This is a genomic window from Lysinibacillus sp. GW823-FHT06C08, assembly GCF_058795135.1.
In genome coordinates, this window is record NZ_JBXAHN010000005.1 from 65356 (window position 1) to 89541 (window position 24186).

Annotated in this window: 24 protein-coding genes and 1 pseudogene; 22 read left to right on the forward strand and 3 right to left on the reverse strand. The window is 39.7% G+C overall.

Translation table 11 applies throughout. The features are described from left to right. The first annotated feature begins 2 nt into the window (after positions 1-2). The 14 genes from AC1Q6O_RS13355 to AC1Q6O_RS13420 all read left to right on the forward strand — a co-directional run bounded on the left by AC1Q6O_RS13355 (position 3) and on the right by AC1Q6O_RS13420 (position 11841). Positions 3-1370: a cobyrinic acid a,c-diamide synthase CobB gene (locus AC1Q6O_RS13355; RefSeq protein WP_492401469.1), complete on the forward strand. Its 1368-nt coding sequence runs from the start codon at positions 3-5 to the stop codon at positions 1368-1370. After that, positions 1363-2001 (forward strand): precorrin-2 dehydrogenase/sirohydrochlorin ferrochelatase family protein, encoded by a 639-nt coding sequence (locus AC1Q6O_RS13360; RefSeq protein ID WP_107922523.1) that lies wholly within the window; start codon positions 1363-1365, stop codon positions 1999-2001. The genes AC1Q6O_RS13355 and AC1Q6O_RS13360 overlap by 8 nt, the downstream gene beginning before the upstream one ends. Then, entirely contained in the window at positions 1998-2765 is a 768-nt protein-coding gene (cobA, locus tag AC1Q6O_RS13365; RefSeq protein WP_107922522.1) for a uroporphyrinogen-III C-methyltransferase, read from the forward strand. Before AC1Q6O_RS13360 ends, cobA begins: the two co-directional genes overlap by 4 nt. 34 nt (positions 2766-2799) lie before the next feature. Next, positions 2800-3360 (forward strand): nitroreductase family protein, encoded by a 561-nt coding sequence (locus tag AC1Q6O_RS13370; RefSeq protein WP_043990457.1) that lies wholly within the window; start codon positions 2800-2802, stop codon positions 3358-3360. A gap of 13 nt (positions 3361-3373) precedes the next feature. After that, positions 3374-3910: a cob(I)yrinic acid a,c-diamide adenosyltransferase gene (locus tag AC1Q6O_RS13375; RefSeq protein WP_043990458.1), complete on the forward strand. Its 537-nt coding sequence runs from the start codon at positions 3374-3376 to the stop codon at positions 3908-3910. Positions 3911-4066: 156 nt separating this feature from the next. Continuing rightward, positions 4067-5566 carry a cobyric acid synthase gene (locus AC1Q6O_RS13380; protein WP_107922521.1) on the forward strand — a complete coding sequence of 500 codons (1500 nt, stop codon included), beginning with the start codon at positions 4067-4069 and terminating at the stop codon, positions 5564-5566. Beyond that, a complete protein-coding gene (locus AC1Q6O_RS13385; RefSeq protein WP_492401473.1) occupies positions 5563-6399 on the forward strand; it encodes a class I SAM-dependent methyltransferase in 837 nt (278 codons plus the stop codon). Before AC1Q6O_RS13380 ends, AC1Q6O_RS13385 begins: the two co-directional genes overlap by 4 nt. A 97-nt stretch (positions 6400-6496) precedes the next feature. Beyond that, the gene (rnz, locus tag AC1Q6O_RS13390; protein WP_089986308.1) at positions 6497-7429 is read left to right on the forward strand and encodes a ribonuclease Z; all 933 of its coding nucleotides are present in this window, start codon (positions 6497-6499) and stop codon (positions 7427-7429) included. A 144-nt stretch (positions 7430-7573) separates the two neighbouring features. After that, entirely contained in the window at positions 7574-7804 is a 231-nt protein-coding gene (locus AC1Q6O_RS13395) for a hypothetical protein (RefSeq protein ID WP_008178293.1), read from the forward strand. Between the two features lie 226 nt (positions 7805-8030). Further along, positions 8031-8651: a sporulation-specific diadenylate cyclase CdaS gene (gene cdaS / locus AC1Q6O_RS13400; RefSeq protein WP_089986309.1), complete on the forward strand. Its 621-nt coding sequence runs from the start codon at positions 8031-8033 to the stop codon at positions 8649-8651. Positions 8652-8788: 137 nt separating this feature from the next. Then, complete coding sequence (locus tag AC1Q6O_RS13405; protein ID WP_216604582.1) at positions 8789-9193, forward strand: MarR family winged helix-turn-helix transcriptional regulator; 405 nt, start codon at positions 8789-8791, stop codon at positions 9191-9193. 54 nt (positions 9194-9247) lie between these two features. After that, positions 9248-10189 (forward strand): ring-cleaving dioxygenase, encoded by a 942-nt coding sequence (locus tag AC1Q6O_RS13410; RefSeq protein ID WP_089986311.1) that lies wholly within the window; start codon positions 9248-9250, stop codon positions 10187-10189. A gap of 16 nt (positions 10190-10205) precedes the next feature. Further along, positions 10206-11261 (forward strand): LLM class flavin-dependent oxidoreductase, encoded by a 1056-nt coding sequence (locus AC1Q6O_RS13415; RefSeq protein WP_008178301.1) that lies wholly within the window; start codon positions 10206-10208, stop codon positions 11259-11261. A gap of 13 nt (positions 11262-11274) precedes the next feature. Beyond that, on the forward strand, positions 11275-11841 hold the full coding sequence (locus tag AC1Q6O_RS13420) for an NADPH-dependent FMN reductase (protein WP_008178303.1): 567 nt from the start codon (positions 11275-11277) through the stop codon (positions 11839-11841). A gap of 57 nt (positions 11842-11898) precedes the next feature. Here the strand turns inward: AC1Q6O_RS13420 and AC1Q6O_RS13425 are convergent, their stop codons facing one another. Continuing rightward, on the reverse strand, positions 11899-12924 hold the full coding sequence (locus tag AC1Q6O_RS13425; protein WP_089986313.1) for a DUF2332 domain-containing protein: 1026 nt from the start codon (positions 12922-12924) through the stop codon (positions 11899-11901). Positions 12925-13041: 117 nt separating this feature from the next. Between AC1Q6O_RS13425 and AC1Q6O_RS13430 the strand changes: the two genes are divergently transcribed. Then, a complete protein-coding gene (locus AC1Q6O_RS13430; RefSeq protein WP_492401478.1) occupies positions 13042-13923 on the forward strand; it encodes a LysR family transcriptional regulator in 882 nt (293 codons plus the stop codon). Between the two features lie 111 nt (positions 13924-14034). Further along, a pseudogene (locus tag AC1Q6O_RS13435) lies at positions 14035-14289 on the forward strand (YuzB family protein); the annotation flags it as partial. Positions 14290-14360: 71 nt separating this feature from the next. On the opposite strand, the gene namA reads toward AC1Q6O_RS13435, so the two are convergent. Together namA and proC are read right to left on the reverse strand one after the other, a co-directional pair. Then, positions 14361-15371 carry an NADPH dehydrogenase NamA gene (gene namA, locus AC1Q6O_RS13440; RefSeq protein WP_008178311.1) on the reverse strand — a complete coding sequence of 337 codons (1011 nt, stop codon included), beginning with the start codon at positions 15369-15371 and terminating at the stop codon, positions 14361-14363. A 48-nt stretch (positions 15372-15419) separates the two neighbouring features. Beyond that, a complete protein-coding gene (gene proC / locus AC1Q6O_RS13445) occupies positions 15420-16223 on the reverse strand; it encodes a pyrroline-5-carboxylate reductase (protein ID WP_008178312.1) in 804 nt (267 codons plus the stop codon). Between the two features lie 346 nt (positions 16224-16569). On the opposite strand from proC, the gene AC1Q6O_RS13450 reads away from it, so the two are divergent. The 6 genes from AC1Q6O_RS13450 to argH all read left to right on the forward strand — a co-directional run bounded on the left by AC1Q6O_RS13450 (position 16570) and on the right by argH (position 23145). Then, positions 16570-17559 carry an MBL fold metallo-hydrolase gene (locus AC1Q6O_RS13450; RefSeq protein WP_008178313.1) on the forward strand — a complete coding sequence of 330 codons (990 nt, stop codon included), beginning with the start codon at positions 16570-16572 and terminating at the stop codon, positions 17557-17559. Positions 17560-17567: 8 nt separating this feature from the next. After that, entirely contained in the window at positions 17568-18317 is a 750-nt protein-coding gene (locus AC1Q6O_RS13455; protein WP_107922516.1) for an SDR family NAD(P)-dependent oxidoreductase, read from the forward strand. 74 nt (positions 18318-18391) lie between these two features. Then, a complete protein-coding gene (locus AC1Q6O_RS13460; protein ID WP_403083720.1) occupies positions 18392-19186 on the forward strand; it encodes a MerR family transcriptional regulator in 795 nt (264 codons plus the stop codon). A gap of 86 nt (positions 19187-19272) precedes the next feature. Then, positions 19273-20076, forward strand: a complete 804-nt coding sequence (locus AC1Q6O_RS13465; RefSeq protein ID WP_090002600.1) for a CPBP family intramembrane glutamic endopeptidase — start codon at positions 19273-19275, stop codon at positions 20074-20076. Positions 20077-20488: 412 nt separating this feature from the next. Then, positions 20489-21682 carry an argininosuccinate synthase gene (locus tag AC1Q6O_RS13470; RefSeq protein WP_008178318.1) on the forward strand — a complete coding sequence of 398 codons (1194 nt, stop codon included), beginning with the start codon at positions 20489-20491 and terminating at the stop codon, positions 21680-21682. Between the two features lie 80 nt (positions 21683-21762). After that, a complete protein-coding gene (gene argH, locus AC1Q6O_RS13475; RefSeq protein ID WP_492401482.1) occupies positions 21763-23145 on the forward strand; it encodes an argininosuccinate lyase in 1383 nt (460 codons plus the stop codon). The last annotated feature ends 1041 nt before the right edge of the window (positions 23146-24186 follow it).

A 24186-nucleotide genomic window follows, 5' to 3' on the forward strand; every position in this document is an offset into this window, starting at 1 on the left:
CCATGCAAACAAATCGCTTTGTACTAGCTGGGACAGGCAGTGGTGTAGGTAAAACTACTTTTACTATTGGACTGATGAAGGCTCTACAAAATAAAGGGAAAGTCGTGCAGGGCTTTAAATGTGGACCTGATTATATCGATCCAACCTATCATACAGCCGTAACAGGTAGAGTATCACGCAATATTGATAGTTGGATGTTCTCGCATGAAGCAGTATGTGATATTGTAGCTCGCGCCAGTAGGGATGCAGACGTCTCTATTATCGAGGGTGTCATGGGCTTTTACGATGGTAAAAGTCCATTATCAGATGCTGGCTCTGCCGCTGATATTAGTGTAGTAACAGAAAGTCCAGTTATTTTAATCGTGAATTGTGCAAGTATGGCTAGAAGTGTTGCGGCAGTTGTCAAAGGATTTCAATTATTATCAGATAAACCAAATATCGTGGGTGTAATAGCAAATCAAGTTGGTAGTGTTGGCCATTATGAAATTGCCAAGGCTGCTATTGAACAAGAATGTGGGATTCCTGTAATCGGCTACTTAAAGCGCGAGGAAGGGATTGATATTCCAAGTCGTCATTTAGGATTAGTCCCTGCTATTGAAAGAGGAGAGCTTCATTCATTTTTTGACAAGCTAGGAGACCTAATGGCTGAGACGATTGACTTAGAGCAATTACTCCGCATAACAAAGGCACCTGTACTTCAGGAAACAGGCAAATTATTTACAGAGGAGCCTACACAAAATATTTGTCTCGCTGTAGCAAAAGATGCGGCATTTAATTTTTATTATGAAGAAAATTTGGCGTTATTACGGGCGAAAGGTGCGACATTACAATTTTTCTCACCACTCGACAATGAGCCAGTACCAGCAGAGGCGGATGGGTTATATATAGGGGGTGGCTTTCCTGAAGAATTTGCGCAGACACTTGCGGCAAATACGATTGCCAGACAATCTATACGGGAAGCCATCAACAAAGGTCTACCGACATTGGCTGAATGTGGGGGCTTTATGTATTTAACAGAAGCTATTACAGATAGCCATGGGGAGCGTTATGGCATGATAGGTGTAATCCCAGGGGAAGTAGCGATGCAAAAAAAACTAGCAGCGCTTGGCTATCGTGAAATTTTTGGTACGGCAGGTAATTTCTTAATCGGTTCAGAGGAACAGGCGAAGGGACATGAATTCCACTATTCAAAATACAGTGGCTCCCATCACACACCGGCCTACGAAACGATTGGACGCTTTGGCAAAAAGCAAGAAGGCTATCAAGTAGGGAATTTGGTGGCTGGTTATACGCATTTTCATTTTGTATCAAACCCAAAGCTAGTTGACAATTGGTTAACAGCTTGCAAGAAGGTGAAGAATAATGACTAATTATTTTCCTATTCATATGAATCTAGAATATAAAACGGTTGTAATCGTAGGGGGTGGTCACGTAGCTACACAAAAGGTGGCATCCCTTTTACCAGTGAAGGCGAATGTCGTCATTGTTAGTCCGGCCTTACATGAAGATTTACAGCCACTAGCCGAATTGGGGCAAATTACCTGGAAACGAAAAGAGTTTGAACCACGTGATTTGGATGATGCAATCCTTATTATTGCTGCCACAAATGTGACGGCAGTTAACGAAGCCGTGCAAGAGGCGGCACAGCATTGGCAATTAATGAATCGAACAGATAGACAAAGTGAAAGTGATTTTATTACCCCCGCGACAGTTCGTCGTGGTCCTTTCGTGTTAACTGTCTCGACATCAGGAGCAAGTCCCGGGCTAGCTCGTAAAATTAAAGCAGAGTTAGAGGATCAATTTGATGATGCCTATGAGGATTACGTATGCTTTTTGCAGCAAGCTCGTTTAATGGTTGCTGCCAAGTTTGATAAAGGCCCACAAAGACGTGCGGCGTTACAGGCGTTGCTAGAGCCAAACATCCTTGAATGGACACGTCAAGGTGAGATGGATAGACGTGAAGCTTATTTACAACAACTATTGATGGGAGAAAAGCAATGAAGGATGGAATAGTTTATATCGTTGGCGCAGGACCTGGAGATCCAAAGCTCATTACGGTCTATGGTCTGGAATGTATCCAAAAGGCTGATATTATTGCGTATGACCGTCTTGTGAATCCAGCATTGCTAGACTTCGCAAAAAAGGAAGCGGAGCTCGTTTATTGTGGGAAATTACCAGGAAAGCACCACCTCATTCAGGATGAAATTAATGCATTACTTGTGGAGAAGGCGCAGCAAGGAAAAATTGTCACACGTCTTAAAGGTGGCGATCCCTTTGTCTTTGGCCGTGGTGCAGAAGAGGCTGAAATCTTAAAAAATCATGGCATTGCCTATGAAATTGTGCCAGGTATAACAGCAGGGATTGCGGCTCCTGCTTATGCGGGGATTCCTGTGACACATAGAGACTTTGCCACTAGCTTTGCCCTCGTCACGGGGCATGGCCGAGAAGAAAAAGGACAGGATTTTTTGAATTGGCCAGCATTAGCTACTGGAATTGATACTGTCGCTTTTTATATGAGCGTTGGCAATATTGCCTACATAGCTCGAAAACTTATCGACAATGGACGTAAAGCCACAACACCTGTAGCGGTTATTGAATGGGGAACGACTGCTCAACAACGAACTATAACAGGAAAACTAGATGAAATTGCGCACATTATTGAACGGGAAGGATATCATAATCCTTCCATGATTGTAGTTGGTGATGTCGTCAATGTACGTGAAAAAATTCAATGGTTTGAAGAGCAGGGACTTGCTTTCTCATAATCATCACATTGGGAGAGCAGAAGGAGGAAGCAATATGACAATTATCGAAGCACTAAAAAAGCGTCGAGCTATTCGAAATTACACAACGCAGCTAGTAGAAAAAGAGAAAATTGAGCAAATTTTACAAGCAGCTACATTTGCCCCTAATGACAGAATGAGAGAGCCTTGGCATTTCTACGTCATTCAAGGTGAAGCAATGGAGCGTTATGAGGCAATGGCGAGTGCTTATTTACAGGAACGCTTCCCAACAAAGCCGAATTTAGTGGAAAGCTCATTAAAGGTTGTACAAACAACCCCTGTCGCAATAGTTGTGACAGCAGATGTTGTGGAGGGTGATACCGATGCGACAGAGGACAATGTTTTTGCTGTTTGCAGTGCCATTATGTCCATGTGGCTAACAGCCGAGGAGCTAGGTCTTGGCTTTGTTTGGCGTACACGTGGTGTTGGGCTTGTTCATGATCCGCGCATGCATTCGTTTATCGGTGCAAGTGAAGCACAGAAAGTGGTAGGGACGATTTTTATCGGTTACCCAGAAGAACAAGAGCTTAACGACAAGAAGCGTACACCATTTGAAGAAAAAACAACTTGGCTGTAAGGAGGCTAACAGCATGGCAAGAAAAGGCTTGTTTTTAGTATATACAGGTGAAGGAAAGGGCAAGACGACAGCATCTCTAGGTGTTACTTTACGTGCGGTTGGTCGTGGGTTAAATGTGCGCTATATGCAATTTATTAAATCACCTGAGCGTACGTACGGAGAGCAAATTGCCTTGCGTAAGCTAGGAGTGGAAATGGAACAAATGGGCATTGGCTTCACTTGGACCAAAACACCTGAGGAGCATCGTGCAGCCTTAGCAAAGGCATGGAAAAAAACGAAGGCTGCTCTACAGGATGACAGTATTGATTTATTAGTGCTAGATGAGCTAAACAATGCATTAGCTATAAGTAAGTTTCCAATTGATGATGTTCTTCCACTGGCAGAAGTTATCGAAGCAATTCAGCAACGTCCATCGACTATGCATTTAGTGGTGACAGGCAGAAGTGCCAATCCTGCGTTGCTAGCAATGGCTGATTTAGTTTCTACAATTGACGCTACTAAGCATTATTATGATGAAGGTATTCCAGCTGTGAAGGGGCTTGAATTTTAAAGCACCTTCACCTTCAGGGTGGATGAATTACTCTGAGTTAGGTGAGCAACGCATGTTGGATAAGTGTGATTACTACCAGAGCGAAGGCAAATAATCGTGTCTCGTGGAACAGAAATATGACAGCGTGACACCAATAATGACGGAGGAAAAATGATTATGCCAGCAAAATCGATCATGATTCAAGGAACAGCTTCCGATGTTGGAAAAAGTATGATTTGTACGGCGTTGTGTCGTATATTTTCGGATGATGGCTTTAAAGTTGTCCCCTTTAAATCCCAAAATATGGCGCTTAATTCATTTGTAACAAAAGACGGTGGGGAAATTGGTCGTGCACAAGGAGTACAGGCTGAAGCTGCTCGTGTTGTTGCGACAACTGATATGAACCCTATTTTGCTCAAGCCAAAGCAAGATATGATGTCTGAGGTCATCGTCCATGGAAAGCATTTTTTAAATATGGATGCCAAAACATATCGCAATAATTTTGTCCAGGAAGCGATGCCCATTGTCGAAAAATCAGTTCGTACGCTTCAAAATACATATGATGTCATTGTCTTAGAGGGAGCAGGAAGCCCAGCAGAGATTAACTTAAAGGATCGTGATATTGCAAATATGCGAATGGCACATTTAGCAGATGCAGCGGTTGTCCTTGTTGCCGATATTGATCGAGGTGGGGTTTTTGCCTCGATTGTTGGTACTCTGGCATTGCTAGATGATGCGGAGCGGGCACGAGTGAAAGGGCTAATTATTAATAAATTTAGAGGTATGCGTGAGTTATTGGATGATGGTTTGGCATGGGTGGAGCAAGAAACAGGCATTCCAGTGCTAGGTGTTGTCCCTTATTTAGAGGTCAATATTGAAGCGGAAGATTCACTCGCTTTATCATCATTACGCTTTAAAAAGCCAAAACCAGGGGAATTTGCTGTGGATGTGGCGATGATTCGTTTACCACGTATTTCAAACTTCACAGATGTCGATCCATTTTTTGATGAGCCTGAAGTGGGGGTTCGATTAATTGGAAAAGTACATGAACTCGGTACGCCAGATTTGCTCATACTTCCAGGAACGAAAAGCACAATGGATGATTTAGCCTGGTTAAAGGCAAATGGCTTCGATCAAGCTATTGCCCGATTAAGGGAGCATGGCACTAAAATAATTGGAATTTGTGGTGGTTTTCAAATGCTTGGTGAGACGCTATTAGATCCAGATGCAGTGGAGGGCAATGGTGAATCTGCTTATGGTCTTGGTTTATTGCCAATGGAAACTATTTTTGTAGGCAATAAAAAAACGGTACAAATGACTGGCACAAGAGGACAGGATCTATTGACGGGTTATGAAATTCATCTAGGACGAACAAAAATTTTACGTGATGAGGTTACACCTTTTTTACAGCTTGAGGATGGTCGAGAGGATGGCGCTATTAGTCAAGATGAACAGGTGATTGGCACGTATTTCCATGGTTTATTCCATAATCGTACGTATACCCGTCAGCTTATCAATGACATCCGTGTAAAAAAAGGATTAGCTGCCTTACCTCGTGAGGTAAAAAGTGATGCTGAACGAAGAGAAGATGCTTACAATATGTTAGCTAGTCACGTACGAGCAAATCTTGATATGAAAAAAATATATGAATTATTATCAATAGAGGTATCTGTATGACGAGAAAAGGACCATTAGCCATTAATTTCGAAGCATTATGGCAAGAAGGTATGAAAGACTGGCATGGGCATATGCCTGAGCGAATGTTGAATGATCAGCTAGAAGAGCAATTTTGGGCTCAATCTGTTGCTCGAAAAAATATGGGGCAAACGGATCCGTATGCTACACGCATTTTTCGGGAGCTTCAAAAAAGTATTGAACCCCAACATTCTGTATTAGAAATTGGACCTGGTTGGGGAAATTACACCTTTCCTTTAGCAGATAGAGTAAACAAGCTCACATGTGTGGATAGCTCCCAAAGTATGTTGCAGTACTTACAGCAGTGTATGCCTCATCAGGAGCACGTTTCCTATGTCCATGCAAAATGGGAGCGTTTAGAAAAAGATGAGATTGAGCCACATGATATCGTTTTAGGCGTCAATTGTTTTTACCGTATGTATGAAATTAAAGCTGCTTTAGCACATATGAATCGACTCGCGACGAAACGGGCCATTATAGGGATGACGACTGGGCCCATTCAGCCACACTATGAACGATTATATGAAAAGTACGGCTATACGATCAAATTCCCCCGAAGAGATTATATAGAGTTTTTAAATCTACTATACGAAATGGATATTTACGCTGATTGTCAAATCATTCCTTTGGAACGCGTCTATGCTTATGAAAGCTATGAACAGCTAGTGACGACTCAAAGTAAAAAAATATTAAATACAGATATCCAACAAGAACACATTGAGGAATCGCTGCAACCTTTTATTGAAGAAAAAGATGGACGCTATTATTATCGTCATGATTTTCATGCAGCCCTTGTTTCTTGGCAACCAAAATAAACGACAAAACCTTTGGAGAAAGCTTTTACCAAAGGTTTTTCTTATGAGGCCCAATAAGGTACAATAAAATGATAAAACATGAAGTGAGGTGGCATTTGTGCAACTACATTTTTTAGGAACAGGCGCAGGCATGCCTTCCAAAGAACGAAATACGAGTGCCCTGATGGTAAAGCTATTAGACGAAATAAGCGAAATGTGGCTTTTTGATTGTGGAGAGGCGACTCAACATCAAATTTTACACACGTCGTTAAAGCCGCGGAAGGTGTCAAAAATTTTTATTACGCATCTGCATGGTGATCATATTTTCGGATTGCCTGGCTTTTTAAGCTCCCGTTCGTTTCAAGGTGGAGATGAACCATTAACGATCTTCGGTCCAGCAGGCTTACAGCAATGGATTGAACAAACTTTTTCTTTATCAAAGACTCATTTAACATATCCTTTGCACTTTGTAGAAGTTCAAGAAGGGATTGTATATGAGGATGATTGTTTTACGGTATATGCGAAGGAATTGCGCCATGTTGTTCCATGCTACGGATATCGTATTGAACAAAAGGATTTACCTGGAGAATTATTAATCGAGAAAGCCAAGGACTTAGGTGTTCCCAAGGGACCTCTTTTAGGACAATTGAAAAGAGGGCATGATGTCGTGCTTGATAACGGCGATGTCATACAAGCGAAAGATGTTGTTGCACCAGCCAAAAAAGGCTTTACACTGACCATTTTAGGCGACACAAAATATTGTGAGGAAGCTGTTCAGCTATCAATGGGTGCTGACATCATTGTCCATGAAGCTACGTTTGACGGCACAACTACGGATTTAGCAGCCAATTATGGTCATGCAACCAATGTGGAGGCAGCCAAGGTGGCACAGCAAGCAGGGGCCCAATATTTACTACTAAATCATTTAAGTGCTCGCTTTCTTCCACAAGATTTACCGCCATTTTTGGCAGAGGCTCAGGAAACTTTCCCGCAAACGTTTCTAACTTCCGATCAAGCGATTTATAGTTGGCAAAACAATACATTGCTTTAATATTGGAAAACATCTATTAATTGGAATGACAGCTAATAGATGTTTTTTATTTTTTATGCTATACATTTATAGTATCTAAAAGGAAAAATATAGTACGATAAATCACTTATTTCCCGTATAATTGAAAAAAGGGGTGTGGTTAAAATGAATCAGCAAAAGATGCCGCCAGCACTATTAAGACTAATCGTTATCTTCCCAAATGTGCTGAGCTATTTATTACTATTCGGTCTCATCATGTTTGTCATAACAAATTATGAAACTTTGAAAGCAACAAATAATCTAACTGTCTGGATTATTTTTATTGTCGTCTTGGCACCAGCTGCTACATATACGACTTTTAGTATTGTGAGAAAGATTAGGGCTGGACATATGTAAGAACATATACGTGTTACTTGTAGAAAATTAGTTCTACAGGTAACGCGTTTTTTTGACAAGGAGAAGAAAGTCGTCTGTATTGTTGTTAGTATCATAGGAGTTTGTCTTGTCTTTCTTATTAGAAAACAAGAACGCTTCATAGCACTAGCTTTCAGTGACGCATAAAAATAGCTTTTCCAGGGAAACTAAGAGAGGAAAGCTTTTATAAAAAAGAGAGGTGCTTTTTGTGAATCCAATAAATTGTGATTTTTCACCAATGAAAGAAACATTAAAAGATGAGCTTCTCCAAGTGAGTATGTCATTACAGCAAAGTGTTCAACAGATGGATACAGATACAAATTGTCTCCTTGGCAATTTCGAAAAAATTAAAGAAAAATTTGTGGCAATAGAAATGAAAGCAGCCACGTTTTATTTAAATTGTTATCTTTCCCCGTTTACTGAAAAGTATCCAGAACTATCGCATAGTGTACAAAATATGTCGCTGAGAAGACATGGTGGTTTAATTGTGATCCAGCGGGAAGACGCTTTGGAGAATCTAGTCCAGCCTGGTATTCATATAGGTGCGGACTTAACTCATTCATTAGTAGAATCTATTTTTTTCCCGGGCAATCCTCTTCACGATGGGGCTGTATTAGTCAATCATAATCAAATTGAATCGGCTGCCAATGTATTACCATTGTCCGAGCGCTATACAGGTGAAAAGAAATTAGGCACAAGACATCGTGCAGCATTGGGATTGAGTGAGGTTAGTGATGCACTTGTTATGGTCGTATCAGAAGAGACAGGGAGAATATCTTTTGCTTTTAAAGGCAATTTATATCCTATTACCACACACGGCATTATATAGGGATATTCCCTATTTATTTAATATCTCAAATTCGAGATATTTTCCTTGCTACTTTATCACTTGCGTGGTAAAGTGATAACAGAAGGGAGGATAAAGTCGTGAAAAATCATACATTAGGTACTTTAACCTGGATTCGCATGATGCGCTTTACAGCCCAAAGTAATCAATTATCCAATGAATTTTTAAAACGTTTTGATTTAACAACTGCACAATTTGATGTGCTGATCCAAATAAAAACCTATGCACCTATTACACAATGTCAACTAGCAGAGAAAGTAACGGTCACACAAGGTGGAATGTCTCGCATGCTAGCAAGATTGGAAAAAGAGGGACTGATTGAGCGTAAGCAAAATTGGAAGACGAAGGCGATTTCGTTGACGGCAAAAGGGGAGCAAATGATTGATGCAGCAACACCTAGTCAGCTTCACTTCCAATCCTCATTTTTTGAAGATGTATTAACAGATGAAGAAATGAAAACTTTATATAAAGTCATGACAAAGCTGGAAAAGCATAGTCAGGAAAAAAAATTGCCACAAGCGTAATTTTTTTTACGCTATCACTTGCTTAGTCAAGTGATTTCGAGGAGGAGCAGCCAAATGAACAAATTAAGTGGGCACCATCATATTTCCATGCTAACGAAAAATGGAAGACAAAATAATCATTTTTACACAAAAATTTTAGGGTTACGACGTGTGAAGAAAACTGTAAATCAAGACTCCCCATCTATGTATCATTTGTTTTATGGGGACTTAACAGGTTCAGCGGGAACAGAATTAACATTTTTTGAGATGCCTGTTGCTGGCCGCACAGTGCGAGGAACTAATGCGATAACACGTATTGGTCTACTTGTACCAAGCTATGAGAGTTTACATTATTGGAAAGGTCGCTTTCAAGAGCTTGAGGTTGAACATAGTGACATCACCACATATGCAGGGAAAGATGCCTTGTTTTTTGAAGATCATGAAGGGTTGAGAATGGTGTTATTAAATCATCATGGTCAGGAAACGCCAACTCAATGGCAACCATGGGAAGGCAATGAAATCCCTGAAGAGCATCGCATTTTAGGAATGGGTACAGTTGAAATTACGGTGCGTTATTTACAACGGACTGTGAATTTACTACAAGATTTATTTCACTATACCGTTGTTGCAGAAAATGACCAAGGGACAGTCCTGCAATCGATAGAGGGAGAAGTACTTGGAGAGATTCTTGTTAAAGAATTAGAAGGACCAAGCGAAAAGCCAGGTAAAGGTAGTATTCACCATCTTGCTATACGTGTAGCAACGGTGGAGGAGCTTCAAGAATGGGATACAAAAATTAAAGAACTAGGGTTGACTAGTACAGGTGTCGTCGATCGTTATTATTTCCAAAGTCTTTATTTTAGAGATCGTAACGGAATTCTATTTGAAATGGCGACAGATGGCCCAGGGTTTACGGTGGATTCTACAGTAGATGAACTAGGAAAAGAGCTAGATCTTCCGCCATTTTTAGAGGAAAAACGAGCAGAAATTGAAGCGATTTTAGAGCCGCTTGAATAAGGAGAGATAATTCATAATGGAAAAATATCGTATTGATCAATCACAAGGACTTGAATTTGGGCTGTATTCTTTAGGAGACCATATTCCCAACCCACTAACAGGAGAACGAATTTCTGCGCAGCAACGACTACAAGAACTAGTTGAAGCTAGCCAATTAGCAGAGCAAGCGGGTATTGATGTATTTGGAGTAGGCGAAAGTCATCAATCGTATTTTACAACGCAGGCACATACAGTCGTGTTGGGCGCCATAGCACAAGCAACATCAAAAATTAAGCTGTCAAGCTCTGCTACTGTACTGAGTGTCTCCGATCCTGTACGTGTATATGAGGATTTTGCAACTATTGATTTATTATCCGATGGTCGCGCAGAAATTGTGGCAGGTCGCGGTTCTCGAGTAGGTGCCTACCATTTACTCGGTGTAGATTTACATGACTATGAAGAACTTTTTGAAGAGAAATTAGAGCTACTCATGAAAATCAATGCAGAGGAGCTTGTAACATGGGAAGGACAGTTCCGTGCTCCACTTCATCACGCTCAAATTTTACCACAGCCCAAAAATGGCTCCTTACCAATTTGGCGTGCTGTTGGAGGTCCACCTGCAAGTGCCATCAAGGCAGGATATATGGGAATTCCCATGATGCTAACGACTCTTGGTGGGCCGGCTACAAACTTTAAGCCATCAGTTGATGCATATCGAGAAGCGGCAGAGCGACAAGGCTTTGATCCAAATGAATTGCCGGTTGCCACAACAAGCCTGTTTTATGTAGCCGATACAACAAAAGAGGCATTGCAAGGGATGTATCCACATTTAAATGGTGGTTTCCAAGCGATTCGTGGGGGAGGCTATCCAAAGCAGCAATTTGCACAAGCAACAGATACACGGGATGCGTTAATGGTCGGAAGCAAGGAGCAAATTATTGAGAAATTACTTTATCAATATGAGCTTTATGGTATGCAACGATTTATGGCTCAAATTGATTTTGGAGGCGTGCCATTCGATAAAATTATGAAAAATATTGAAATGATCGGTAATGATATTATTCCTGCAATGAAAAAATATACAGCAAAATAAGGAGCGAACAGTCATGAAAATTGTCGCACTTGCCGGTTCTATTATCGGCTCAAAAACAAGAACAGCTATGCATAAATTTGTCGAAATGGTCCAAAAAAAATACCCGGAGCATGAAGTGACACTTCTGGATCTCGCTGACTATCAACTAATTTTTAGTGATGGACGTAATTATTTTGACTATGAGGGCGATACAAAATATGTGACAGAAACCATCATGGCTGCGGATGCTATTGTTATTGGTACGCCAACATTTCAGGCATCCATTCCAGCAACATTGAAAAATATCTTTGACTTATTACCAGTCAATGCCTTTCGCGACAAAGTGGTCAGTGTTGTTGTCACAGCAGGTACGTCGAAGCACTACTTAATGGTGGAGCAGCAATTAAAGCCAATTCTTGCTTACATGAAGGCCCATATTGTGCCAACCTATGTATTTATAGAAGAAAAAGACTTTTTACGCAAAGAAATTGTCAATGATGATGTTCTTTTCCGTCTTGAACGGTTAGCAGAGGATACTGTAATGGTAACAGACGCATTTGCAGAAATTCGTGCGAAAAAAGATGCTGAATACGATTTTTAAAGATTAATAGAAACGCTGTGTAGCAATAGGGCACAGCGTTTCTTTTTATTGTACATGCTAGCAGTTGGCCCATTTAAACCAGCGTGCATGCCCATCTGGTCGTTCCATTGTACGAATCGGCTCGATGGTGCCAAGATGCATAAAATCTTGATGTAGCTGTTTGTCAAATAGATTATTATAGCAATGATAAAGAGGTCGCACCATGCTTATCTCCTTTAACTGCTCCATTAATTCATGCCGTAATGGTAATGGCAGTTGATTGGCGACATGTGTATGATAAACGACTAACATTGCCTCTTGCTCAATTGTTTGACTAAGCTCTTTGATCAATTGGATTGCATCACCTTTTATTAACTGAATATCTAATTGACCAAAGATAGGGAGAGCTTCATTCAACAACAATCGACGTTCATGGTGTTCAGGCCAGATTAAAGCTTGCAGCCATAGACTTTCTTCCTTTTGCCGGAGATCAATAGGATTTAAATCGATGCCAATTCTTTGACAAACAACAGGTGGCTTAGACACAGTCACAGGAAGTGTTTCCCCACGGTTTTCTGAGGATATGGTACATCCATTGTCCGTATTGTAAATGGATAATTGATGATTGTAACAATAATTGTAGTGATCCATACCAAGCTGAAGTCCAGCACTTGCTCCTATTTCTATGAAGGCTAATGGTCGTTGATGCTTGTGATAAATGTCAGTCATCATAGGATAGAGATAGGCACAACGTCGAATTTCATTGGTTTGGACAAGTTTTTCTTGAAACAATGACTTTAATTGTGCTTTATGCGCCATTACAAATGCCTTAAAGACAGGGTAAACCCCTTGAATGGGAATTGGAGTTGCCGTAAAAGACGCGTAATACTTAGCTAAAGGATCTTTCAAGGAACCCAATAAATATTGCACAGCCGCCAACAATAAATTGGGTGCGGGTTGATTGGGTGGAATCATGGAGGCAATCTCTAATAGCTCCTCATCCACAGCAATACTATTAGCTAAATGTTCATACAGGGGGCTAGAGTCTACACATTCCTGTTCGGCAAATATTCGAAATTGACGACTTAATGTAGCATAAGACATGTATATCTCTCCTTTTGCATCATCTATTTAATAGTCAGTCTATTATTATTGTATAATTTAGTAAATTAAATATATGTAATGAACTTAATCAAAAATAGTAATCAAGGAGGAGAAAACATGGAGTATAAATGGTTACAGTCCTTTATTGTAGCTGCTCAAACTTGTAATTTTCGAACAGCGGCACAACAACTTCATCTTTCACAGCCAAGTATCACCGTTCACATTCAACAGTTAGAAGAATTTTTGCATGTTCAATTGTTTAAGCGTGAAAGAAACCGTGTCCAATTAACTGAAGCCGGGAAGCTATTTCAAATAGAGGCACAGCAAATGGTCCTCAAGTGGGAGCAAAGTATTGAACGTATTCGTTTAGTGAGTAAAGGCATTCACGAAAAGGTTATTATCGCTATGACCCCTTTAATGGTGGAAACCATTTTACCGCATGTTTTGTATCAATTTATCAATGATCACCCTGCATTGGAAATTTCGATTTTAGTGGAGGATTCAGCTAAAATTGAAGATTTAGTTCATCAGCATCAAGCCCATATAGGTATCTCCTTATTACCGACCCGCTATCGACATTGGCATCAAGAGCTGCTTATTGAAAGCCCGTTAGAATTAGTGATTCCATTAGATGCTTATGATGATGAAACAGGGGCTTACATCGATTATGAAGAGCTATTTCAAACATATACATTATTTACGCATCATCACCCAACTATTTGGAATGAGCTTTTACATAATTTAAGAGAAAACTATATTTTAACGAGGCAAGTATCAATTTCCCAATCCTATGTCGTAAAAAGACTAATCAAAGACGGGTTAGGGATGTCTTTTCTACCTCGTATGATCGTAAGAAAAGAACGTATGGAGGGACGTTTTAATATTGTACCGTTTGAAGGCTTTTCATTGCCAAATGTACCCGTATACTTGTTCTATAAAGAGTCGACAAATGTTCCAAATGACTTACTAGAGTTGTTACTAACTAGAAATTATTTATAATTCACACGATGTTCAAAAATGAGGGGAATCTGAGTGAAATGTTTGTAAGGGTTTTCATAGACAGTGTCCCATTATGGTATGATAGATGATAGTTTGTAAGGGGGAATAAACATGGTATTTTCTCTTTTTAAAAAGAAGAAAGATTCACAACCATTAAAAAATAGAGTTGAGTTTTGCATCACGAATTTATCGTTAGGTGCGGCAGATGCATATGATGTCTTACTAGAACGTGAAGATATTGAGATGGAGGAATCGGGTTGTACATCGCATTGTGAAATCTGTGAGCAAGGTATTTTTGCTATTGTGAACGGAGAAATCGTCACTGCGGATGATGCTGAGGCATTAGTACAGGCTATTGATGAAGAAATCAAACAAAATCCTCTTCCCATAACAAAACAGCTTGTGAACGCACAAGCTGTTTTGTTATGGGAAGAGGATTACCAACCACGAACGTATTGTACGGGTGGTTGCAGTTCTTCGCTTAATTCTTTAGCTGCATGGAGGGGCCAGTATGGCTCACGGAGTAAAACACGAGCTAAGAAAATTAAATCTGCACGGTTATTTTGCAAAATTTCTTCGGCTTGAATGGCTGTTGTAATAAGGCCCACTGCACCAGTAGGGATATCAGCTCCATGTTTGATGGCTTCAGCATGAGAAACCTGGTAACCTGGAAAAACATTGATAGCAGCAGGGACAACGCCACCTGTTGATACATCTACTAGGTCTACTCCTTGTGACTTCATCCAGCGGCTAAAGACGATGAAATCTTCCATTGTAGTGCCATCCTCTGCGTAATCTTCTGCAGAAACACGTACCAATAATGGCCCATCCCAAACACTGCGAATAGCATCGATGATTTGGCGCAATATACGATAGCGATTTTCCTGTGAGCCACCATATTGATCTTCACGTTTGTTCGTAGCAGGCGATAAAAACTCACTGATTAAATAGCCATGTGCTCCATGAATTTCTAGTACGTCAAAGCCTGCCTTTGCCGCACGAATAGCCGCTTGTTTAAACGCTTCAATCACATGATGAATGTCCTCTTCAGACATGGCTGTTGGTGTTTGATAGTCTGAACTAAAGGCAATTGCTGATGGGGCAAAAATTTCGCCATCTATTGCTGCTTTACGTCCAGCATGACCAAGCTGGATGCCTGTTTTAGCCCCATATGCTTTCATGCCCTCTACTAATTGACGTAAGCCTTCAATATGCGCGTCATCCCAAATGCCTAAATCCTTGTTGGAGATACGACCTTCTGGTACAACACCCGTAGCTTCTAAAATGATTAATCCTACTTGCCCAGCTGCCCGTGTCGCATAATGGACTTGATGGAAAGGTGTGACCATACCATCATCCTCGGCTGAGTACATACACATTGGTGCCATGACAACACGGTTTTTTAAGGAAATCGATTGTAATTGATAAGGTTCGAATAATTTACTCAAAATAAAGCCCCCTAATTCCTAGTGATAAACTTTATTTTGCACCTAATGTTATCCATTTGCAAGTGAACGAGATCGTGCTTCTGCTTCTTTAATACAAGCTTCAATCGCCTCATTAAATTGATATTGCTCTAGCGCTTGAATCCCCGCCTCAGTTGTCCCGCCAGGGCTTGTTACTTTTTTGCGTAGGACATCCGGTTCATCTACGGATTGCTTGAGCATTTCAGCAGTACCAGCAAGTGTTTGTGTCATCAATAATCGTACTGTATCTTTGGATAGACCTACCTCTGTTCCTACACGCTCGAACGCTTCCATTAAATAATAAATATAAGCAGGACCACTACCTGAAAGGGCTGTGACTGCATGTAATTGATCCTCTTCTACTTCAATAACGGAGCCAACAGCCTCTAATAACTGGAGAAAAAGAATACGCTGTGCAGTAGATACTTCGTTATTAAATGCAATGCCGCTTGCGGACATACCGATAGTGGCAGACGTGTTAGGCATTACTCGTGCGACTGGACGGCTCCCTAAAAGTTCAGTAATCGTCCCTATCCCAATACCTGCTAGAATGGACAGAATCGCAGACTGAGCTGTGATTTTTGGTTTTAACTCACGCATTGCTGCAATTGCGTCTTTTGGCTTCATCGCCAAAATGATTAGATCTGCCTGACGAAAAATGGCCTGATCAAACATGCAGTGAATGCCATATGTTTCTTGTAAAAAATGTAGACGTTCTTTGTCAGAGCGATTGGTGACGTAAATTTCCTGTGGTGAAAATACCTTTTGCTTTATCCACCCTTGAATCAATGCCTCTGCCATTGACCCCGCACCGATAAATAAAATTTTTTTCATGAATAAAACCTCCAGTTCAAAATAAAAAAGCGCTCTCGTCCTTATTTAGAAGGACGAAAACGCTTTTGTTTCCGCGGTACCACCTTTGTTTGCCAATGTTGGCACAACTCTTAGCCCTTTTATCGCAAGGGATACGGTTATGTTTGCATAACTGCTCAGAAATAGGTTCGGTAATGGGAGTGGGTGATGTTACTCTCAGCAAATGTAACACTCTCTAACACCTTCACCAATTACGTACTCGGCTTCTTCAACGCACATTAATAATTAGATTATTCAAAATTATAGTGATGGATAAGCAACCTGTCAACAGGAAGATGACGAAAACAGAAAAAACTTGTAAAATAGAATGAATCAGTATTCACTAGCGAGTAAAAAGGGGGAGACAACTTTGTCTATATACAAAATCGAAATACCAACACCCTATGAAGTAGGAGATGTCAATGCATTTATTGTGAAAGGTGATGCACTTAGCATTTTTGATGTTGGACCAAAAACGGTAGAAGCCTATGATGCTCTGAAATGGGGGATTCGCGCCGCAGGCTACGATATGCGAGATATTGAACAAGTTGTGCTCACCCATCATCACCCTGATCATGCGGGATGGGTCGATGCATTTCCACATGCTGAAATTTTAGGTCATGCCTATAATGATAAGTGGCTTCGTCATGACGAGGAGTTTTTACGTTATCACGAGCAATTTTACAGTGAACGTTTATTTGAACATGGGGTACCACAAGAGTATATTGCTAAAAGTGTACATGTTCGTCGCGAATTAGAGCTTGTAGGTGAACGTCCATTGACACAAATTTTGACGGATGGAGATGAAGTACCTGGGCATCCAGGATTAAAGGCAATTGAAACATTAGGGCATGCACAAAGCCATTTTATTTTTTGGGATGAACAAACACATCATGTGATTGGCGGAGATTTATTACTTGAAAAAATAACGCCGAACCCTTTAATTGAGCCACCATTAGATCATTCATTGGGACGCACAAAATCATTATTACAATATAATGAATCGCTAGAAATTTTACGCCAATTGCCTGTCAAAATGATGTATACAGGACATGGGGCTGAACTACAAGACATTCCGATCTTAATTGATAAACGACTAGAAAGACAGCATCAGCAATCTATGAAAGTTTGTGAATTACTAGGGGAAGATCAATTAACGGTTGTGCAAGTGACGAAACGATTGTATCCAGCTATCTTCCAGCATATGCTTGGTTTAACACTGTCCAAAACGTTGGGGCATTTAGATTATTTAGAGGCAAATAATTATATTACTTCAACGAAGACAGAAGAAGGCATCTATTTATTTAAAAGAAAGTAGGACTATATATGAATAGTAAGACGATCTTTGTGACAGGGGCAACAAGTGGTGTAGGCTTAAAAATAACGGAGTTACTAGTAGCGCAAGGTCATACCGTTTATGCCACAGGCCGCAATGCTGTAGCTTTAAAAGTTTTAGAACGTTTGGGAGCCAAAGTCATTCAAGCTGATTTAACCCATTTACATACACTCGACGCTGTTTGTGCCCAGCTTCCACCCATTGATGTCGCCATCCTATCAGCTGGTGTTGGAAAATTTGCTGAGGCTCCAAAGTTAATGGATGAGGATATTGCACAAATGATTGAAGTGAATATTAGTGTACCTATTTACCTTGCGAAACGGTTAGCTTCCAAGATGATGGAGCAAAATCAAGGGCATTTGATTTTTATTGGGTCTCAGGCTGGCAAGGTCGCCACTCCGAAAGCAAGTGTTTATGCAGCAACCAAACATGCGATTGTAGGATTTACAAATGGACTACGGATGGAGCTTGCGCCATATCATGTAAAAGTAACGGCTATTCACCCGGGTCCGGTTGATACACCATTTTTAGACAAGGCCAATGATCAAAGTGGCTATCGCGAATCTTTAGGTAGATTTTTATTATCAGCTGATGAAGTGGCACAGGCGACAATTAAAACAATTGAGCGCCCAGTTCGAGAGGTCAACCTCCCCAAAATCATGGGGCTATCAAGTAAACTGTATGCACTGGCACCTGCAACCATTGAGTTGTTAGGGAAATCATTTTTCCATAAAAAATAATGAACATCTAACTGTAAGCATGTACTTTTCATGTCTACAGTTTTTTCATACTGGCTAAGAAAAGGGGGGGTATTATGTATACAATTGGACAAGTGGCAAAATTTTTAGGCATTTCTAGAGATACGATCAAATATTATGAGGAAAAGGAATTGGTTAAGCCTCAACAAAATAGTGAGAATGGCTATAGAACATACAATCAATTGGATATATATAATTTAACAACCGTCAATTTTTATCGAGATTTGGATTTTGAAATTAAACGAATACAAGAAGTAAGAAAAGGCATGAGTATTGAGGGAATCCAACTCCTATTAGAGGAGAAAGAACAACAGGTGTTAGAGGAGATAGCCTATAAAAACCTACTGTTAAAAAAACTCCAAAATGCACAAGAGGATTGCCAAAAAATTCAACAATACTTAGGTACCTTTACGATAAAAGAAATGAAACCACTAGCCATGTTAGGCGTAATAGACCATTATACAGCTTATGAAGAATATGACGCACTTAAAGAAAATACAGACAGTTTAAAAAAAGCGGTTATCCTGACATCGTTAAGAAGAGTAATACAGTTTAATGAACAAGGCATGCAGGAAGATAAATTTATGATTGTGCGAAAGCTAGAAGAAAACGAGAAAGCGTTACAAGAGCAAGTTTTATATCATCCTACCTGTTTATATACTGTCATTGAAGATGGAAGATGGTCGACGGGTGGCAAAAATACAGACGACCAAGTGGAAGCAACAATTAGAAGAGTAGCCAAAGAAAATGGCTATGAACTTTTAGGTCTCGTTTATATTAACTTATTACTAGCTACTTTCGAGGGAGGACTAGAACGAATATTTTTAGAAATGTATGTTCCCATAAAATAGAGTGATAGATGGAAATATGTATTGACCTGTGAGCAACCCCCAGGTTTAAGCTGAAAGTATTCAGAACGAAACGGGGGATTTATTATATGAACAAAAAAAAGAAGCTAAAAAGACCAGTAGCGAGTTTCATTATCCTGACTAATATCATCTTTTTGCCACTTTTTTGCCTTGTAGGAGCCGTTAAAATGTTAGGCTTTCCAACATGGGTATTCGATATAGTACGCTGTCTATCTGCATGGTCATCGACTTTTGCCTTTGCCATACTATTTTCAAAAATTTATCCAGGGCAGCATTTTTTACATTTCGTGAAACAAAAATTTAAAAATCAACTTCGATTTTCTGTCATTCTTTCTGTTCTGCTTATTCAAGCCACCATCTTTATGATCATCTTACTTGTTGTTATGAAGAATACTAAAGCTGATGCTATTTTGACTATTTCCTCCTGGGGAATGCTTAGTTATTATTTCTTTAAAAATCTATTATCAGGACCTATAGGAGAAGAATTAGGGTGGAGAGGCTTTGCGTTGCTTGAGCTCCAAAAGAAATATGGGTCATTACAATCTGCAATCATCATAGGATTTTGGTGGGGAATTTGGCATTTACCTATTTGGTTCACAACAGGTTTTACAGGGCTGGAGCTACTAAAATACATCATATTCTTTATGCTTTCCATCATTTCTACGACCATTATTATGACAGCCTTCTATACAATTAATCAAAATTTAATCATTCCTATAATGATCCATCAATTCTTCAATTTTTTTATAGGCATTATAAACGAGAATTTAATTATTTTAATGATGTATAACGCTATCCTGTATTCAATAGTAGCCTTTCTACTTATACTGATGAATCCAAAGAAGGTTTGGTCTAATAAACCTAGCCAATGACATCATAAAGTCAATGTGGTGATTTCCACACTACCGCGGGGGTGAGCGCTTCTCGCTTGTAAACAATGAATCAATTGGCTCCCAAAGACCGATTAAGATGAAAATGGATAGTTCGTTTATTTATCCATTAGTAGTGTCACAAGAATCCAGTTTATACATTGGATTCTTTTTTGTTGTAATTTATACAGTATACATTTATGTCTATAGTGAAAAAGCGTTTTTTCGAGTATCTATCATTGATTTCCTTGAGAGTAATGTGTGGGTAAACGGAATTTTTATAAGAAAAATAAAAGACTATTAATTTATAAAAATACACTTGTTTTTATTTTTATAACATGATACTATTCGTGTATAAACTTTTAATTGAATGTATAAACATACATATCTGTAGAGCAATGGAGGCGCATTTTTTATGGCAAATAAAAAGGTTGTACTAGCATATTCAGGTGGACTTGATACTTCGGTAGCAATTCCATGGTTAAAAGAACAAGGTTGGGACGTTATCGCAGTATGTCTTGACGTTGGTGAAGGGAAAGATCTGGAGTTTGTAAAAAACAAAGCTCTACAAGTAGGAGCGATTGAATCTTATATGGTGGATGCAAAGGATGAATTTGCTGAAAACTATGCATTAATTTCATTACAAGCACACACATGGTATGAACAAAAGTATCCATTAGTGTCAGCTCTTTCTCGTCCATTAATCTCGAAAAAATTGGTTGAGATTGCGAACCAAGTAGGTGCGGATGCTGTAGCTCATGGTTGCACAGGTAAAGGAAATGACCAAGTTCGTTTTGAAGTTTCTATTAAAGCATTAAATCCTGATCTAGAGGTATTAGCACCAGTGCGTGAGTGGGGCTGGAGCCGTGATGAGGAAATTGAATATGCGATGAAACATAATGTACCTATTCCTGCAACATTAGATTCTCCATTTTCAATTGACCAAAACTTATGGGGTCGTGCAAATGAAGCGGGCATTATGGAAGATCCATGGGTATCTCCACCAGAAGAAGCTTATGGCTTAACGGTTTCAGTAGAAAACGCACCAAATGAAGCAGAGTATGTGGAAATCGAATTCGTGGCTGGTAAACCAATTGCTTTAAACGGAAAAGAAATGAAGCTTGCTGATTTAATTCAGGAATTAAACGCAGTTGCAGGTGCACATGGCATTGGACGTATCGATCACGTTGAAAATCGTTTAGTAGGTATTAAATCTCGTGAGGTTTATGAAATTCCTGGTGCTAAGGTGTTGTTAACGGCTCATAAGGAGCTTGAAGATTTAACACTTGTCAAAGAATTAGCCCACTTCAAGCCAGTTATTGAGAAAAAACTATCTGAATTAATTTATGATGGTCTATGGTTCTCTCCATTACGTGATGCACTTGAGGCATTCCTTGCCCAATCACAGCAATATGTGAATGGTACAGTGCGTGTGAAATTATTCAAAGGGCATGCCATTGTAGAAGGACGTAAATCACCAAATTCACTATACAATGAAAAATTAGCCACATATTCGAAGGAAGATCAATTCAACCACGCTTCCGCTGTTGGCTTTATCGAACTATGGGGTCTACCGACTGTAGTGAACTCAGCTGTTAATAAAAAGTAATCGTAATAAGCAGGGTGGGGTGAGGCATTTGTGCTTGACCTACACCTTTTGAAAAGTAATAAAGGAAAAGGTGAGCTGACATGACAAAACTTTGGAGTGGACGTTTCCAAAAATCAGCAGAAGCATGGGTAGATGAATTCGGTGCATCCATTGGCTTTGATCAACAACTTGTGCTAGAGGATCTTGAAGGTAGTGTTGCACATGTCACAATGCTTGGCGCAACAGGGATTTTACCAACAGCTGATGTAGAGGCCATACTTAGTGGTCTTGCCCAACTGAAAGAAAAGGCAATAGCAGGTGAGCTTGAATTTAGCATTGCTAATGAAGATATACACTTAAATTTAGAAAAGATGCTCATTGATTTAATTGGTCCTGTTGGTGGCAAACTACATACAGGACGTAGCCGTAATGACCAAGTTGCGACGGATATGCATCTCTTTTTGAAAAAGCGTGTCCAGGAAACGATTGATTTAATTGCTATATTCCAACAAACTTTATTAGTCCAAGCCGAGGAGCATATTGAAACGATTGCACCGGGCTATACACATTTACAACGAGCTCAGCCAATTTCTTTTGCCCATCATTTAATGGCCTATTTTTGGATGCTAGAGCGTGATAAGCAACGCTTCACAGAATCCATGAAACGCATTGATATTTTGCCATTAGGGGCAGGAGCGATGGCAGGGACAACATTCCCAATAGACCGTTTAAAATCAGCAGAATTACTAGGATTTAATGATGTTTATGCCAACTCGATGGATGCTGTAAGTGACCGTGACTTTATTGTAGAATTTTTAAGCAATGCATCCTTGTTAATGGCTCATTTATCGCGCTTTGCTGAGGAAATTATTTTATGGTCTACAGATGAATTTAAATTTATCGAATTGGATGATGCCTTTTCAACAGGTTCTTCCATTATGCCACAAAAGAAAAATCCTGATATGGCTGAGCTCATTCGAGGCAAAACAGGGCGTGTTTATGGAAATCTAATGGGCTTGTTAACGGTTTTAAAGGGAACACCATTAACGTACAACAAAGATATGCAAGAAGATAAAGAAGGCATGTTTGATACAGTGCATACGATTCTTGGTTCTCTGAAAATCTTTGAAGGTATGGTTCGTACGATGACTGTCAATAAGGAACGTTTACAGCAAGCTGTTCATGCTGACTTCTCGAACGCAACAGAGCTAGCTGATTACCTTGCTACAAAAGGTATGCCTTTCCGTGAGGCACATGAGGTGACAGGTAAACTTGTGTTCACATGTATTCAAAAAGGCATTTACTTATTAGATTTACCATTGGATGAGATGAAGCGTGAAAGCGAGCTAATTGATTCGGATATTTATGATGTATTAGCGCCAGAAGCAGCTGTCCGACGCCGTCACTCCCTTGGGGGAACTGGCTTTGACCAAGTCAAAATTCAAATTGAAAAAGCCCAAGCTTGTCTAGTTGTCCAACATTAATTTTGCGTGCATGTCCTCGTGACTTTTGCATAGATATTCATTAAAGCTGTCCTGTGAGGCGCTATGAAAACCTTATCCTTTTTCAACAAAGCCAGAGGGTGACGTGAAAAAGAGTACCTTACATACGTGAAGGACAATCCCCAATTCTGGAGACGCGGAATTGGGGTTTTTGTATGAAAACGTGGTAAGAGGACAAAATGCTTGAGCGTTTTTTAAAAGACTTGATACAATTAAGCAATAGATTACAGCAGAAGATGCTACAAGGATGGTCGTATCCAAAGCTTTAGTAGATATAGAATCGTTTACGTAAAATGATTATTGAATTTTCGAATGGTGGTGTCTATGCACGATCAGGACTTAATAATTGTCGCTTCTCAGCAATTGTACATGGTGTAACACCACAAGACCAACATAGATATTCAACGTGGCTTGCATACTGGATGAACAAAAATGGTAGAGGGATTTTTATAAGAAATGATTGTACGCCAAAGAAAAGATTATCATCATGCATAAACAAATGGGCAATGGTTCATAATAAGAGCGGAAACACTTATTAATCTAACCTGATGGGGAGGATGCAGAATGAGTAATAGTCAAACACCCAAAGACCAAGAATCTCAGGAAAGTCCGCCACAGCTGTGGATGGTTGAAGCTTCTTAAAGCTTAAGCCTAAAGGTGAAGCAGAGTTCTGTTTCACTGTAGATTAAGGTGAAGCGTAAACCATTCCAGTAAAAAATCAAATAGAAGCAATAAGTGTCCATGGATCCAGAATTTTTCTGGATCCTTTTTTATGCTGCTTTTTAATGGGGGAGGTGGAGAAACTACAATAATACCTACATTTGACAATGAAAACAATCTGTACTACTCTATATAGAACAGATTCTATTTGATGTCCATTAGCCTATCAATTAATGGAATAGCTGTGCAATTGCTCTAAAGAGCGAAATTATTCCAGTGAATTTTAAAACAATGGAAATAGGGGTATTATGCTAATAAATAGTAGGCATTTTTGGCACCACCATTTCACCTTTGGAAAAGGGC

Excerpts from the sequence above, each read along its gene's own strand:
- AC1Q6O_RS13355 (WP_492401469.1), top strand. The coding sequence starts at position 3 with ATGCAAACAAATCGCTTTGTACTAGCTGGGACAGGCAGTGGTGTAGGT.
- AC1Q6O_RS13360 (WP_107922523.1), top strand. The coding sequence starts at position 1,363 with ATGACTAATTATTTTCCTATTCATATGAATCTAGAATATAAAACGGTT.
- cobA (WP_107922522.1), top strand. The coding sequence starts at position 1,998 with ATGAAGGATGGAATAGTTTATATCGTTGGCGCAGGACCTGGAGATCCA.
- AC1Q6O_RS13370 (WP_043990457.1), top strand. The coding sequence starts at position 2,800 with ATGACAATTATCGAAGCACTAAAAAAGCGTCGAGCTATTCGAAATTAC.
- AC1Q6O_RS13375 (WP_043990458.1), top strand. The coding sequence starts at position 3,374 with ATGGCAAGAAAAGGCTTGTTTTTAGTATATACAGGTGAAGGAAAGGGC.
- AC1Q6O_RS13380 (WP_107922521.1), top strand. The coding sequence starts at position 4,067 with ATGCCAGCAAAATCGATCATGATTCAAGGAACAGCTTCCGATGTTGGA.
- AC1Q6O_RS13385 (WP_492401473.1), top strand. The coding sequence starts at position 5,563 with ATGACGAGAAAAGGACCATTAGCCATTAATTTCGAAGCATTATGGCAA.
- AC1Q6O_RS13395 (WP_008178293.1), top strand. The coding sequence starts at position 7,574 with ATGAATCAGCAAAAGATGCCGCCAGCACTATTAAGACTAATCGTTATC.
- AC1Q6O_RS13405 (WP_216604582.1), top strand. The coding sequence starts at position 8,789 with ATGATGCGCTTTACAGCCCAAAGTAATCAATTATCCAATGAATTTTTA.
- AC1Q6O_RS13410 (WP_089986311.1), top strand. The coding sequence starts at position 9,248 with ATGAACAAATTAAGTGGGCACCATCATATTTCCATGCTAACGAAAAAT.
- AC1Q6O_RS13415 (WP_008178301.1), top strand. The coding sequence starts at position 10,206 with ATGGAAAAATATCGTATTGATCAATCACAAGGACTTGAATTTGGGCTG.
- AC1Q6O_RS13420 (WP_008178303.1), top strand. The coding sequence starts at position 11,275 with ATGAAAATTGTCGCACTTGCCGGTTCTATTATCGGCTCAAAAACAAGA.
- AC1Q6O_RS13425 (WP_089986313.1), bottom strand. The coding sequence starts at position 12,924 with ATGTCTTATGCTACATTAAGTCGTCAATTTCGAATATTTGCCGAACAG.
- AC1Q6O_RS13430 (WP_492401478.1), top strand. The coding sequence starts at position 13,042 with ATGGAGTATAAATGGTTACAGTCCTTTATTGTAGCTGCTCAAACTTGT.
- proC (WP_008178312.1), bottom strand. The coding sequence starts at position 16,223 with ATGAAAAAAATTTTATTTATCGGTGCGGGGTCAATGGCAGAGGCATTG.
- AC1Q6O_RS13450 (WP_008178313.1), top strand. The coding sequence starts at position 16,570 with ATGAATCAGTATTCACTAGCGAGTAAAAAGGGGGAGACAACTTTGTCT.
- AC1Q6O_RS13455 (WP_107922516.1), top strand. The coding sequence starts at position 17,568 with ATGAATAGTAAGACGATCTTTGTGACAGGGGCAACAAGTGGTGTAGGC.
- AC1Q6O_RS13460 (WP_403083720.1), top strand. The coding sequence starts at position 18,392 with ATGTATACAATTGGACAAGTGGCAAAATTTTTAGGCATTTCTAGAGAT.
- AC1Q6O_RS13465 (WP_090002600.1), top strand. The coding sequence starts at position 19,273 with ATGAACAAAAAAAAGAAGCTAAAAAGACCAGTAGCGAGTTTCATTATC.
- AC1Q6O_RS13470 (WP_008178318.1), top strand. The coding sequence starts at position 20,489 with ATGGCAAATAAAAAGGTTGTACTAGCATATTCAGGTGGACTTGATACT.
- argH (WP_492401482.1), top strand. The coding sequence starts at position 21,763 with ATGACAAAACTTTGGAGTGGACGTTTCCAAAAATCAGCAGAAGCATGG.